13 protein-coding genes are annotated in these 15336 nt (G+C 25.6%); 8 read left to right on the forward strand and 5 right to left on the reverse strand.

Annotation, left to right across the window (positions count from 1 at the left end; all coding sequences use genetic code 4):
- Positions 1-132 precede the first annotated feature (132 nt).
- Entirely contained in the window at positions 133-450 is a 318-nt protein-coding gene (locus V2E26_RS02380; RefSeq protein ID WP_330463279.1) for a hypothetical protein, read from the reverse strand.
- A gap of 310 nt (positions 451-760) precedes the next feature.
- Here V2E26_RS02380 and dnaK point away from each other — a divergent pair, with 310 nt between their 5' ends.
- From dnaK to V2E26_RS02410, 6 genes are all read left to right on the forward strand, one after another.
- Positions 761-2551 (forward strand): molecular chaperone DnaK, encoded by a 1791-nt coding sequence (dnaK, locus tag V2E26_RS02385; protein ID WP_330463280.1) that lies wholly within the window; start codon positions 761-763, stop codon positions 2549-2551.
- A gap of 142 nt (positions 2552-2693) precedes the next feature.
- Entirely contained in the window at positions 2694-4493 is a 1800-nt protein-coding gene (locus tag V2E26_RS02390; RefSeq protein ID WP_330463281.1) for an ABC transporter permease, read from the forward strand.
- 2 nt (positions 4494-4495) lie between these two features.
- On the forward strand, positions 4496-5200 hold the full coding sequence (locus V2E26_RS02395; RefSeq protein ID WP_330463282.1) for an ABC transporter ATP-binding protein: 705 nt from the start codon (positions 4496-4498) through the stop codon (positions 5198-5200).
- A complete protein-coding gene (locus V2E26_RS02400; RefSeq protein WP_330463283.1) occupies positions 5178-6143 on the forward strand; it encodes an aromatic motif membrane protein in 966 nt (321 codons plus the stop codon). The genes V2E26_RS02395 and V2E26_RS02400 overlap by 23 nt, the downstream gene beginning before the upstream one ends.
- Positions 6130-6951: an aromatic motif membrane protein gene (locus V2E26_RS02405; RefSeq protein ID WP_330463284.1), complete on the forward strand. Its 822-nt coding sequence runs from the start codon at positions 6130-6132 to the stop codon at positions 6949-6951. The genes V2E26_RS02400 and V2E26_RS02405 overlap by 14 nt, the downstream gene beginning before the upstream one ends.
- A complete protein-coding gene (locus V2E26_RS02410; protein WP_330463285.1) occupies positions 6951-7871 on the forward strand; it encodes an aromatic motif membrane protein in 921 nt (306 codons plus the stop codon). Before V2E26_RS02405 ends, V2E26_RS02410 begins: the two co-directional genes overlap by 1 nt.
- Positions 7872-7914: 43 nt before the next feature.
- Here the strand turns inward: V2E26_RS02410 and pepF are convergent, their stop codons facing one another.
- Positions 7915-9741 carry an oligoendopeptidase F gene (pepF, locus tag V2E26_RS02415; RefSeq protein ID WP_330463286.1) on the reverse strand — a complete coding sequence of 609 codons (1827 nt, stop codon included), beginning with the start codon at positions 9739-9741 and terminating at the stop codon, positions 7915-7917.
- Between the two features lie 70 nt (positions 9742-9811).
- Entirely contained in the window at positions 9812-10333 is a 522-nt protein-coding gene (locus tag V2E26_RS02420) for an adenine phosphoribosyltransferase (protein WP_330463287.1), read from the reverse strand.
- 201 nt (positions 10334-10534) lie between these two features.
- Here V2E26_RS02420 and V2E26_RS02425 point away from each other — a divergent pair, with 201 nt between their 5' ends.
- A complete protein-coding gene (locus V2E26_RS02425) occupies positions 10535-11305 on the forward strand; it encodes a DUF2779 domain-containing protein (protein ID WP_330463288.1) in 771 nt (256 codons plus the stop codon).
- A 15-nt stretch (positions 11306-11320) separates the two neighbouring features.
- Positions 11321-13060, forward strand: coding sequence for an MATE family efflux transporter (locus tag V2E26_RS02430; RefSeq protein ID WP_330463289.1), 1740 nt, complete (start codon positions 11321-11323; stop codon positions 13058-13060).
- Here the strand turns inward: V2E26_RS02430 and V2E26_RS02435 are convergent.
- A complete protein-coding gene (locus V2E26_RS02435) occupies positions 13047-13826 on the reverse strand; it encodes a hypothetical protein (protein WP_330463290.1) in 780 nt (259 codons plus the stop codon). The genes V2E26_RS02430 and V2E26_RS02435 overlap by 14 nt on opposite strands.
- Positions 13807-15318 (reverse strand): hypothetical protein, encoded by a 1512-nt coding sequence (locus tag V2E26_RS02440; RefSeq protein WP_330463291.1) that lies wholly within the window; start codon positions 15316-15318, stop codon positions 13807-13809. The genes V2E26_RS02435 and V2E26_RS02440 overlap by 20 nt, the downstream gene beginning before the upstream one ends.
- Positions 15319-15336: the final 18 nt, after the last annotated feature.

The raw sequence follows: 15336 nt of genomic DNA on the forward strand, positions 1-15336 counted from the left end.
CTATTTACTTTTTTTGATTTATTAATTTTAAAAAAATAAAATGTATAATAAAAAAAGCCCAAGGCATTGTGTTGCACTTGAACCTTCTCTTTGGGATAAAGCAAACTTTTTTTGCTTTATTTTGATAAGTACCTAAAATGCATCAGTATTTATTGTTTCTTCCAATGTTTGTCTTTGTTTTTTTGTTTTTGCTATTCCTATACTTGCACCAATTAATGCTAACAATGGTAGAAATATCCCAAGTATATACAATACACCTACTGATGTTTGTTTTAATTTAAACGCAAATACTGTTCCTACAATTAAAAGCACAAATAAAGCTATTCCCAAAGCAACTACTAATAAACCTAAAAATATTCCAAAAATTGGAGTAAGTACAATTAAGGAAATTGTTAATATTAAAACAGTAATATGTACGCCAAGTGCTTTACCTATTTTTTTATCTTTCATTTTTTTCCTTTATATTAATATTAAATTTAATAATTTGGTAATAATATACCTATATTAAATTTTAGAAAAAAAAAAAAAAAAAAAAAAACGCTAAATTTCAGTTTTTTTTGTGCAAAAATGTAAAAAAACGGACAAGTTTGCAAAAAATTTTATTAAAAAGTGTTTTTATAACGTGTTTGAAAACAAATTTTTTTTAGCACTCTTTTTTATAAAGTGCTAAAAAATATGATAAAATTTATTTGTAAATTATTAGTAATGTAATTTAAAACAATATAAAAAAAATGTATTCTAAATCTTAGTAGGAGACAAAATGACAAAAGAAATTATTTTAGGTATTGACTTAGGTACAACTAACTCGGTTGTTTCAATTATAGAAAATGGTAATCCAAAAGTATTAGAAAATCCAAATGGAAAAAGAACAACCCCATCAGTAGTAGCTTTTAAAAATGGTGAAACCGTTATTGGTGAAAGTGCTAAAAGACAATTAGAAACTAACCCAGATAGTATTGCATCAGTAAAAAGATTAATGGGTAGTTCATCTACAGTTAAAGCAAACCAAAAAGATTACAAACCAGAAGAAGTGAGTGCTTTAATTCTTTCATATATGAAGGAATATGCACAAAAGAAAATTGGTAGTCCTGTTAAAAAAGCAGTAATAACTGTACCAGCATATTTTGATAACGCACAACGTGAAGCAACAAAGAATGCAGGAATTATAGCAGGTCTTGAAGTTGTAAGAATAATAAATGAACCAACAGCTGCAGCACTTGCTTTTGGTCTAGATAAATCAAAAGATGAAAACCACAGAATTTTAGTATTTGACTTAGGTGGAGGAACATTTGACGTTTCTATTTTAGAAATGGAAAATGGAACATTTGAAGTTTTATCTACTTCTGGAGATAATCACCTTGGTGGAGATGACTGAGACCATAAAATAGTTGATTGATTAATTAAAGAAATTAATGTAAAATATGGATATGATCCTAGACAAGATAAAATGGCTATGGCAAGACTAAAAGAAGAAGCTGAAAGAACAAAAATTTCGCTATCTGAATCACTAGTTGCAAACATATCATTACCATTTTTAGCTATGAATGAAAATGGTCCTATTAACGTTGAATTAGAACTAAAAAGATCTGAATTTGAATCAATGACCTCAGACTTACTAGAAAAAACTAAAAAACCTTTACTTGATGCATTAGCACAGGCAAAACTAAATTGAAGTGATATTACAGAGGTTTTATTAGTTGGGGGCTCAACAAGAATGCCTGCAGTTCAACAATTAGTATCAGAAATAACTGGTAAGAAACCTAATAATTCAATAAACCCTGATGAAGTAGTTAGTGTTGGTGCTGCAATTCAAGGAGCAATTTTAGCAGGAGAAATTCAAGATGTTTTATTACTTGATGTTACTCCTTTAACATTAGGAATTGTTGTAGAAGGAGATATAGTAGCACCTTTAATACCAAGAAACACAACAATACCAGTTACTAGAAGTCAAATATTTTCAACAGCAACAGATAACCAAACATCAGTTTCTATAGTTGTTACTCAAGGCGAAAGACAAATGGCACAAGATAACAAATTCTTAGGTAGATTTGATTTAAGTGGTATCGCACCGGCTCCAAGAGGTGTTCCTCAAATAGAAGTAAGTTTCTCAATTGACGTTAATGGTATAACTAAAGTAACAGCAAAAGATAAAAATACAAATCAAGAACAAAGCATTACCATTCAAAATACTTCTTCATTATCAAAAGAGGATGTCGAAAAAATGGTTCAAGAAGCAGAATTAAATAGAGAAGCAGACAAAAAGAAACGTCGTGAAATTGAATTAACAGTTAGAGCTGAACAATTAATTCATCAAATAGATAAATCAATTGAATCAGAAGAAGCTAAAAAACTTGATGAATCACAACTTTCAGAAATTAAAAGGGAAAAAGAAGAAATTCAAAAACTACTTAACGATAAAGACTATGATGCTTTAGAAAAGAAAATAAATGAATTCGAACAAAAATTAGCGCAAGCTATGCAAATACTAAAAAATCAACAACAAACAAAAGATCCACAAACAGATGAAAGCAACGGCACTGAAGCAAATTAATAATAAATAAAAGGTTGAGAAATCAACTTTTTTATTTATAATTTGTGAAAAAAATACATTAAAAATAAAATTATAATTTTAAAAAAAGTGTTAAAAATATTAAATAATGCTATAATTTTTTTATATTTTGAAAGGAAAAACAGTGAAAACATCATCATTTAAATACTCTAAATTTGCTTTTAATTCTGTTTTGAAAAAGAAAAGCTCTGTGATATTTCCAGTATTCTTAATTCTTTTTTCTTTTACAATAGGATTAATCTTTAAATTTGCTATCAGTGAACAATATTTAAATCTTGCTTCGTACTTATATATTTTTTCGATATTGATTATAACTGTGCTTTTTGGTTCGATTAAATCGTTAAATATTTTTAAAGACTTCGAACAGGAGGGTATAGAGCTTGTAAGTATATCAAGACCAATTTCAAGAAAAAGTCTTGTTTTCGGAAAATTGCTTACATTAATTTATTTTGGACTAATATGATCATTAATACTGTGCATATCATCCTTGATATCATTATACGCTTTCAATTCTTTTAAAAATCTTCTTGTTTATTCAAGTATATTTTTAGTAGCAGGAATATCAACATATCTATTTATTGGATTATTAACAGCGTTAATTGCTTATAGACTAAACCAAAAGCTAGCAATAACATTACCTTTGCTTCTTTTTATCCCACTTTCTCTTGGCGGATCTATTATCTCTGCTAATTCAACAACAAATATAAATAATGCAGCTTTTTTTATTAATAGAAAATACCTATATCATCATTCAGGGAATGAAGCTAACGTTGAACCATTTTTTATCAATAATCAAAAGGATGAATTATTAATAATACCTAACGGATTAAAAAATCACAATTTTTCAAAAGAACAATCTTCATACCTAAAAGAGGTTATGAATTTAGCTAATAATTCTTCAAGAGAATGGCAAGCTTATTCATGACTTTCAATGCCTTACCAACTACTTGATATTTTCAATTTTAAAAATAAGAACGTTTTTGAATCAATTAGTAAAAATCATTTTTCAAATCTAGAAAACTATATATATTACAACAATTTAGATAGCATTTTATATAAATACAAATTAGATACTGAACCTAATTTATCAAAATACAATGTTTTAAGCAAACAAGGTACTCAACAAAAATACATCGTCTCTGGGCTATTAAAATCAAATTCAAATATACCTAATAGTATTAATACTGACATAATATATGCGAGGGAAAATGCCGGAGATATAAACATTTCATTCCCAGAGGATAATTCTGAATTTGCAGCAGAAAATAACTTGGTTGGAAAAATAAAATGAAACTATGTTGCTAAAGTATTAAAAGATAAACAATTTAATCAAATAGTAAATAACTTTGTAGAGTCAAAACTTTTAAACATTAAAAACAACAATTTAAATGAGCTTAATAAAGAAATTTTTAAAGAAATATCAAACTTTATAAATAGTCCTGATACTGATATTAATTTATACTTAAATAATAATTTAGTAATTTTTAGCGAACATTCAATCACTGAAAAAAAATTACAATCAGAGATTGAAAGAAAAATCTATTTTGCAACATCTATATTAAACTTCATTTATTTTAATTATCAAGATAGCGATATTTACAAAGCTGTAATCAAAGATATAAAAAAATCAAATAGTTATGGAAATTATCAAATTGAAATAAACATTTCTGGTTTTAAATACCTAATTGGTGGGTTTGAAAGTTTTGAGAAAAGGTTATTTGTTAAAGATAACAAAGTATTAATTAGATACGAACTTGCAAAAAGCGATGATAATTACTTATTCCAAGCAACAGATCAAGTTTATTCAATAAGAAGAGAAAATCAAATCGTTAATAAAAATATATATTTCATTTTATGAGCAATAGTTATTTTTCTTCTTTTTACCATCACATTTTTCCTATATAAAAGAAAGGAATATAAATAATTATGGATAACATTTTAGAAGTTGTTAATTTAAAAAAAATATTTCCTAAATCAAATAGAGGTATCAAAGAAATAAGCTTTAATATACCATCAGGTAGCTTTCATGCCTTTATAGGAGAAAATGGTGCCGGTAAGACCACAACTATCAAAACAATTATTGGAGCTTATTCACAATACCAAGGAAATATATTAATTAATAATGTAAATATTAAAAAAGCAGAAGCAAAATCAATAATTGGATATGTTCCTGAAGTTGCAATTTTTCCAAAAGAACTAACTGTATATGATTATCTTTACAATCTTTCAATTCTTTCAAATATAAAAAAAGAAGAAGCTAAAACAAGAATTATTGAATATTTAAAATTATTTAATATTGAAAATTTAATTTATGAAAAACCTTATACTTTTTCGTCAGGTCAAAAGAAGAAAATTTTATTAATTCAAGCTTTATTACACAAACCAAAACTTTTAATTCTTGATGAACCTGCAGCTAACTTAGATCCTACGGCAAGATATGAATTATTTTCTTTGCTAAAATCTCTTAATGAAAATGAAAAAATCACAATTCTAATAAGTTCTCACGTTCTTGCAGAAATAGATAAATTTGTAAACTCAGTAACACTTATACACGATGGTAATATCTTATACTCTGGTAAGAAAAATAAACCTTTAGAACAATTATTTTATGAAAAAGTTATCTCTAATTAGTTTATTATCGATACCATTACCTTTAATTACTATAAGTTGTCAAGAAGAAAAAACCAATGATGAATTTACAAAAAAACAAATAAAAGAATTTTATAAAAATCCTTCAATTACTAAAATGCTTGATTTTTTTACAAACAATGATAATGCTAAAAAAAATATTTATGTTTCACAGCAACAAAATAAATCAAATTCAAAATTCGATGAACTCAAATATGCCTTTGTATATAATCCTATTTTTATAGCAAACGCGACACATAATAACGGTGATTATAATTTCTTAGCGAACAAATCTAAAGACATAATAAAGAATACTCTTTCAATAGATTGATATTGAACCTTAAATAATATAAATAAGTTTGACTATAACTTTAACCCTTATGGAGATAGATATCGTTCATTTGCAGAAGAGCAAGAATGATTCCAAGAGATAAAAGAAAAATTTAACTCATTGATTATAAATATAAAAAATAATAATCCACAGCAACTGGTTAAGGTACCTATAAAAGAAATTGAAAAATTAAAATCAAAAAATATATATAAAGAAAAAGAGGCTTGATATCTAATTTTTGATGATAACAAGGCTATAAAAATTTGAAAATATTTAGAAGATGATAAACCAAAACTTCAAATTCTACCAGACCTTTTAATTTTTAAAGATATACAAAATATAAAGGAACAAATAATTCACATAGAAGATTCTGTTTTTAAAAAACGTCTTGAAAACTTTAATAATAACTACGAATCTTCAAAAGAAGATGCTGAACTTGAAGATGAGCCTTTTGATGAAGAAGCTTTTTTAAATTCAAGGATTGATAAGATATATATGGAATTTCAAGGAATATATAAATATAATGAGAATTTTGTTGATGTTTTAAGGGAAATAAATAAAGATGAATTAAAAATATATAGATTTAGTATGAGGTTTATAAATGAAAAAAATTAGTAGATTAATATTGCCCATTTCAATAATTTCAACTTCTTTTATTCCTTTCTCTCTAATTTCATGTATAAAAAATGAAGATAATAATTCTTTAAAAAGCAAAATACCAACTGAATTTGATTTTGTCCCTAATGTAAATAACCCTGATGAAATTAAAACTAACAAATTAATTGAAGAATTAATAAATCTGAAATTTAAAAATGATGAAGTGAATAAAACTTTATTCTTAGAATCTCAAAAAAATGAAGATCAAATATATGAAGAAATTAAAACATTAACTAAAAATTATCTTAAAAGTAAAAGCAAGGAAAATATTGATGCAATAAAACTTTTTTATTCAAATAATTGGTTATTCATCATTAAAAATATTTCCAAATTCAAATTAATTTTTACAAATTGGTGAACCTTTGAACCCACAGCAAATGCAAGACACACAGAAGGTTTTTTTGAACGATTAGATAAAAATAGTGAGCCAAAAGATTTAGTATTTTTTGATAATAATTGAGATCAATTAAAGGAAGGCGATGAATCTCCTGAATCTCCGGATGATGTGTATTATTTCAAAAAAGGTAAACTTTTATTAAGAATTTTAATTTCTAAAAACAATCAAAACAAAAGAATATTGAATTTTGAAAAAATAATTTTATTTTCAAAATCAAAAACTAATAAAGTATCAATCAAACTTGTATCTGATGCGGTTCATAATGCAGTAATCCATAAAATGCAAGTAGGTTACGATGCATTCGAAAATGAAGTAATTGATAACTTTGGATTCCCAAGTTTAGGGTTACTAATATTAAAGGAGGTATAATGAAAACAAATAAAAAACTTTTGATAAGTTCATTATCTTTAACAGTTCCTTGACTTCCTTTAAGCGTAATTTCTTGCAATAAAGAAACTATTGATAAAAATGAGGAAAAATTGACCTCTATCATAAACATTGATGTTCAAAATAATAAATGAAATGTATTTTTAAAATATGATTATGTAAATTCTATTTTAAAACTAGCTTTCAATAACGAAGAAAAAAGAAGTGAATTTATACAACAACAAAGAAACATTGATAACAGCTATTTAAGTGACATTAAAGAATATTTATACTACGCAAATAATGTTGCTTCGAGTTTTGGATCAAATGACAGCTTTTTTTCAAGCAAGAAGGTAATAGGATTGCAAGAATATCGTAAAAAATTACAAGAATTATTTAACAAAAATTGACTTTGATTCCTTTTCAACTTAGATAGATTTACTTTTGCAATGTATAATTCTTTTGATCAGTTTCAGGGCTCTCTTGAATCTTTAAGCATTGACTTACAAAAAAATAGCTTAGACTTAGGTTCATTTAATAGACCTAAAACTAATGAGATATTACAATTTATAATTCAAGAAGACATAACTGATGAAAATAAAGAAATTCAAGTATTTTTATTGACTAAACAAGGAATTATTTTAAATATCAATCTAAATACAAAATTATTAGATAATGATGATAATAAAATCCCTGAACAAGAACAAAATACTGAGGTTAATATTTTTACATATTCATACATTTATCCACTTCTTTTCCAAAATGAAACTCAATTGAAAAAATTTGATCTTTCTAAATATGTTAGAGCCTTAAAACTTTACTCAACTACTTCAAATAAAAGATGAATTAAAATTTTGTTTGATGAAGAATATGGCGGAACACCACTACGCTTTACGATAGTTGATGTTGATAACAAAATTTAAAATATAAAAGTCTTGCCGCTTGCAAGACTTTATTTTTAAACTATTATTTATTAAATATCTTTTTACCTAGTTTTATATATTCTTCAACTTTTTCATCTAGAATGCTAAAAGCCTTTTGGTATATCTCTTCAGAATATATATCAACACCTGCGTCTTTTAAAATATTTGCTGGTCAATCTTTATCCCCTGCAGATAAAAATTTATTAACATAGTTTTCCAAGGCAGTCTTGCCTTCTTTTTTATATTGTTGAAAGAAAACATTTGCAACTATGTATCCTAAGGCATATTTATATACATAAAAGTAATAGTAGAAATGAGGTACCATTACGCTGTGAACGTTGTATAAATTACCGATTGTTAATTCTTTATCGCTCATATTATATTCTTTTACAACATCAACATAAAGTTGTTCGATAGCTTCGTATGAATTTAATGCTTCGTTGTTATCTATTCTATTATATAGCTCATATTCAAAATTAGATCATTGTGTTTGTCTTAACACAGTTCCTATAAAATCACCAATACTTTCACTTAATAAAAAGAATTTTTCTTCATCACTTTTAGCTTTTGAAATTAAATAATCATTTAATAAAAGCTCGTTAAATATTGAAGCTATTTCAGCTAAAAAGATTGGGTATTGACTTCTAAAAATACTTTGTGTTTTATCTGAGAAATATGAATGCATTGAATGTCCCATTTCATGGCACAAAGTATTAACTGAATTTATTGTATTATCTCAATTCATCAATATATAAATTTTATCTAGCCCATACGAACTTCCTATTGAATAGGCTCCCGAACGTTTTGAAGGAACATTAATATAATCAACTCATCTTTCTTTTATTGCCTTATCCACTACTTGAGGATATTCATAAGGCATGACCGATGTTATCTCTTTCAATATTTTTTGACCTTCTTCTACTGAATATGAATTTTTTACCTTCACCAAGTCAACTGAAAAATCTCATGGTTCCATTTTTTTTGAAAATTTCGCTTCAAAAAATGATGCATGCGCTTTGTAATATTTTTTAAAAATATTCATATTATTTTTTACATTTTTATAAATTATTGTTAAAAGTTTTTTATCAATTTTATCAGATGATAATATTGAATCTAATGATGATTCATATTTTCTATGTAAAGCATTAACTGAAATTTCTTTTATATGTTGATATAACATCTTTGCTAAACTTTGTTTATGTTTTAAATAACTATTAGCATAATTTGTATATGTTTCTTTTCTTACTCTTTCATCTTTGTGTCTTAATAAAGATGGTCTTGAAGCTTCAGTTATTTCATATTTTTTGCCTCATTTATTTCTGGCAAAACCATATTGAATTTCACTATCTGTTAAAATACCAAAAAGTTCACTAACATCTGGGTTACCATGAGATGTTGAAGAAAGATATAATTCAACCTTATCATCTAGTTTGTGTTCTAAGTCTTCTAAAATGCCTTCTAAATCCTTTTTAACTTCTTTTAACTCTGGTTTATCTAGTCATTTGATTATTTTGTCTTTATGTAAGGCAATTCTATTAATTTCTGACCCGAATAATTTATTATATTTAGCTTTTTTTGATTCAAATTCTGAAATCATTTTATTTGTTTTTGAATCAACGATATTTGTATTTAACTTATTTGATAAATAATTTTCTAGCTTGTTGCTCAAGAAAAGCGCTTGCTCATCAATTTTTATTGATGAAACGAAATTTTCAAAACTATCATACTTTGAATCTTTGATTTCAATTTGTTTTTCTAATAATTTAAAGTAATCATTTCTTAATTCTTCGTATGTTTGATTGCCTAAAATATGTTCTAAATCAAAACGATATTTTTCTTCTATATCACTATATTTTTTATACTGTTTCATATAAATCTCCTTTTATAAATATATCAAAAGTAATTATGTAATTATAATAAAAAATAAGCTTGCTTTAAGCTTATTCAATATCATTTTTATCCACAAAGATTAAGCTTTCAATGTCACAGTTTAATCTTTGTCTTGCATTAAAGCCATCTAATTCCATTAATACAATAATTTTTGATACTTCAACACCTTGATCAGTTAATAATTTAGTTATTGCCTCTAAGGTTCCACCTGTAGCCAAAACATCGTCGATAATTACTGCTTTTTGACCAGGTTTTACTAATCCTTTTTGAATTTCTAAGATTGATCTACCGTATTCTAAACCATATTCACAACTAATTACTTCACCTGGTAACTTCCCTTTTTTTCTAACCATAATAAAAGGTTTTGAAAGTTTTGCAGCAACTGGAGTACCAAATAAAAATCCACGTGCATCTGGACCCACAATAATGTCTGCATCTTTGGCTAATACAGACATTTTTTCAATTGTATAATGCAAAGCTTCACCATTAGCTAATAATAATGAAATATCCTTGAACTTTACACCTTCCTCAGGAAAGTTTTCAACAGTTCTTATATATTTTTTTAATTCCATAACACTAATATTATAATACAAATCACCTATTAAATTCGTGGTATTGATTAACCTTTTATTTATTTTGATTTATTAATTTTTGATTGATTACGTTATGTTGTATTTTTATAGAAAAGTGCAATTTTTAAGAAATTTATCAATGTTTGACTTATAGGACTTGTTAGCCTCTTTAAATATATTTAAAGTGCTATAATTTTTAATATGAATAAGAACTATGTATATATAGATTTTGAAGCTATATCAGATCCTTTTGCAAGAGTATTATCTATACCAGTTAATACTCCTTTCGCTTATACTGTAGGCGCCTTGAATCAAAATAATAAATTCGAAACAAAAACATTTATTGTTGATTTTGTTAAGATAAATTCAATAAAAAATATTTGATCAACCATTAAGCAAAAAATAATTAAGCATATTTATGAAATTAATTCAAAACTGAAGATTGAAGAAATAATTTTTATAGGACATAATCCAACTTTAGAAAAACAAATTTTAATTAAATTATTTCCAAAAAACAATGTTCAATCTTTATTGGATCCTAGCTGTCCTGTTTTATCATTATCAAAACTAACCGGACCGCGTTTTAAAGAAGAATATTTTCCTAATATTAAAAAAGCAATAAATGAATCAAACGTCATTCAATTAAAAAAATGAACATCTGGAAGAAATGGATCCATTGCTGCCTTTGTAGGTTTTTGATTATTTGTTAATGCTCAAACTAATTTAAGAGCAAATGATAAAAGAAAAAAATTCTTTTTAAAACTTAATAAAAATATGGTTATAAAAGAACTAAGAAGATACTCAGGGGATGATGTTAATAAAATGTTATTCTTAGCTGCTGATCCTGATTTTACAAATACTCTTATAAAGAAATATTTGCAAAAAAAAGAGTTAATGAAACTATTAAAAAATGTTGAATTAGATGAAAATTTAACAATTAAAGAGGTAAAAGAAAAAATTTGAACTCTTTAATTTTGAGAGGAGCTTATGACAAAAAATGTTTTAACAAATAAGAAAAAACATTATTTCAAAAGACTTCTACCTCAGTCAAAAATTGACTGAAAACTTTACTTTTCAAAAACTTGACCAATTATTATTGGTGAAATTTTATTTTGCTTAAATGGGTTTTTAGATAACTTTATGGTTAGTCATATCCCTTCAGGCATTGATGCTCTTACTTATGCAAATACATACACAGGTATAATCTATACAATCTTTTTTGCGATCCAAGGTATAGCGGCTATGTTTGTTGGACAGTATTATGGTAAAAAAGATTTTGATAAGGTAAAACAGATAATGAATTTACGTATCTGAATGTATCTTGTTATCACAATAGTTTTTTCTGTTGTATGTTGGTCAACACCTGATGCAATGATTAGAATAATTGGCGGGCATCAAATAAGAGGTGCGGCGCTGAATGAAGCAAGAATGTATTTAATGCTAATTTGTATTTCTTGAATAATAACATCATTTAACTTCAACACAAATATGCAATTAAATGAAACTGGACATTCTAATTTAGCATTTGCTTCAGCATGTTTTACACTAATAAGTAATGCGACAATAAATGCAATTTTATTATATGCTTTCAAGGGTAATGCATATTATGCTGCTTTTGGATCCATTGCTAGCGCATTAGTTTGCTTAACTTCCGATTCGTTGTTAACTTATTATAAGGATCGGGCAATATTTATTAACATATTCAAAATTTATTACATTACAAGACCTATTGCTAAACAGATTTTGCGTAGAATACCAGCTATGTTAATAACGATAGCCGCAATGATTACTTTGCCTATTAGAATGATAATATGAGCTAGAGCGTTTCCTGATGATTTACAGAATGGATCTGGTATAGGTGATAAGTGGATGGGAATTAATGCTGTAACTATTCTTGGATTAGTAGAAAGTTTAGCATCTATAACGTCAGCAATAACATCAGCTTGTTCTTCTAACGTTTCGTTCTTTGTAGCAGGAAATTTAGGCAAGAATAATTTTGAAGAGGCAGAAAAACATGCATACGCCTTAAGAGGTTTCCATGCGATATCAGGCTTTGGGATGTCGCTGATAATGGTTGGGGTTATATTTGGTATAGCTTATTCTCCTGCAACATCTCGAGGAACGCAAGAAGCTATTAAACACAATATTGAATTTTATTTAAAAAATGATAATCCGCAACTTATTAACTCTGTCTTTGAATCACAAATAAAATCAGGAACCATAAATACTCAGATAATTACAAACTCACAAGAATTCTTCCAAAGTATAAAAGGTGGAAATACAAATTTTAATGAAGACAATTTAAAAATTTTTTTTGATAATACAAATGTTAATGTTTGATTAGAAGAAATGAAAAAACAAGTATCGCTTTCTTTTAAAAGAATATTCTTATTTACCTGTTTAACTTTTATACTATTTAACCCTTTATGATGTTGGTTCTATACAACAGCAGCACTACCAGGAGCAGGAGGAAGAAATACAATTGGTTCTATAACAATGTTGTCAGCACACTGATTATCATTTATATGATTAATAATTCTTACTTTTGCAATAATAATTCCTTACAGAAATTATCATCAAACATCAATAAGTTTGGAACTTGCATACTTCTTATTCTTTTTAATAGATTTTGTAAGATTTGCTATTTTTGAAATAGTGGCTGCAAAAGTACATTGACAAAGAAATATAACTCAAGAAATAAATAAAAAAGATACTATTGTTGCGTAGTATCTTTTTTTAGTTCAAAACCTAATTCTATCTCAATATTTACTTTTTCAATCTTATCTTCTTTTGTTGTTACATTAGATTTAACTTTAAAATTATTATTTTCGATTTCTACATTTTGATCTAGGTCATTTAAATATTTATGAACTTGAAAAAATATCTCTTTTATTTCTAAACCTATTAAATCTTTTGGCGATTCATAATAATAAAATTCATTATTTTTATTTTTAAAAAAGTATGTAAATGGTAACTTAATATTTGTTAATTGACGAACAAAGAATGAAAATGAAATAGGGTGTTTTGTTTGATTATTAAATTCATCTAATTTTTGAATTAAATCTAAATTAAAAATTTCTTCATCAGCTGTATTTTCCTCAAGCTTAGCTTCTATCGAATTATTAACATTGTTAAAAAATGAATTAAGGTTATACCCTGTTTTATAAAAACTAAAGGTAGGAAGACTTCTTATTCCAAAATCGTGCTGTTGCTTTTCAATTCTAATCGCATTATTAAAATCAAATAATTCTTCAGCCTGTATTTCTTTTTTTAAAACAAAGGTTATTTTTTTGTTTTGATTTTGTAGTTGTTCTTCTTTAAGGGTGATATCTTTTTTATCATCATTAATATACTTGATTTTCTTAGTTTGGTTAGTTGAATAAATAATTGAAATAGTCGACACAGATAAAATTGACCCTACAATACCAGTAAACATTAATCCAGATATTAATCTTTTTTTGTTATTCATTTTTTTATCTTCATTTTTTTTCATAAATTAACCTTTTATTATTTGATAAATTTTCTTCTTCTAATATTTGTTTTATTCTGGATGTAATAAATTTAGCTCTACTTTCATTAATATTTAATACCTTACAATATAAGTACTCAGTGAATAAAGAAATGATTCTATATTTATAAAAATCTTTGGGCTTGTTATACCCGTAAGATCTTCAAAAAATTTCCTCATTATTAGTAGAAACATTTATTTTTTCAAATAAAAATGCAATATCTAGGAATCTAGAGCTCCGATATGCTACTGATCAATCGATAATGTAAATATTTTGATTGTCGCCTCAAAGTATATTTTCGCTACTTAAATTGTTATGACAGTTTGCATCAACTTTCATATTCTTGATTCAATCAACAATTTGCTCAATAAAATCATTACTTCCAATTTCTAAAAATAATTCTTTCTTATTTATATTTTCTAAATATCAATTAACTTTTTCTTCTAATATATAAGTTGGAAATTCAACATCTGAATCATGATAAATTCGCATTATTTTTGAAAGTAATTTCGCAGATCTTGCATTAAATTCAAATGTTTGTTTATTATTTATTCATCTTCATATTATTTTATTATCATCTTCATAAATAAAAGTTGGCACAAAATAAAAGCTTTCAATTTTGCCAATAGTTAAGCGGTTATCAAATTGGTTATGTTGTTTGTGAACTATAAAGCGGTTATTCTTAGATAAAGTTTTCTCCTTGTAAACATTTAATAAGACATGCGTCTTATTTTTATTAATTGTTAAGTTGCAATATTCTTTTTTATATTCTGCTTCTCTAAATGTATTTACTAAATATAAGAAATCTTCAAATTTTTCTTCATCAAGATCAAAAAACTCAATAATCATTTTTTTTGAGATTCCGACATTTAAATATAAAAGAACGTAATCATAATAAGGAAAATTTAAACTTGTATTTTGAAAATCGACTAATTTAACAAAATTATACTTGTTAACAATTATGTTGTGTTTTTGAATGTTGTTATGGCTTAAAACAAGTTCTTCATCTTTGTATTTGTGTAATAATTCATGAAACTTTTTATCACTAATTTTAAATTTATTCCAATTAAATTTTTTTAGATCAATCTTTATTGATTGAAAGTTTTTAATGCAATTAAATATAGAATAAATTACTGCATTAGTCAATTTTGTTTGAAATAAATCAAAACCTGGAAATCATTTTTTTATAAAAACTCCGTCTTTTATAAAAATATAATCCTTAAATTTTTTTATTAATATATGCTCATTTTCAAAGTCTGCTGAGTATTTATTTTTTGGTATTCTAATTTGTACTCATACGTTGTCATATTTAGCAACAAAATATGTATTTTCAGATTCTTTGAAATCAAAACGCGCATGAGTTATTTTATCAACCACTTCTTTTCCAAAAGTAGATTGAATAACCTCATACATTAAATTGATCCTCTCAATATTTTGATTATCAAAATTGTAAATTTTATTTTCTCTTAAATACATGTTATCTTCTTTGCTAAA

Source organism: Metamycoplasma gateae (assembly GCF_036352135.1).
GTDB classification, from domain to species: Bacteria; Bacillota_I; Bacilli_A; order Mycoplasmatales; family Metamycoplasmataceae; genus Metamycoplasma; species Metamycoplasma gateae.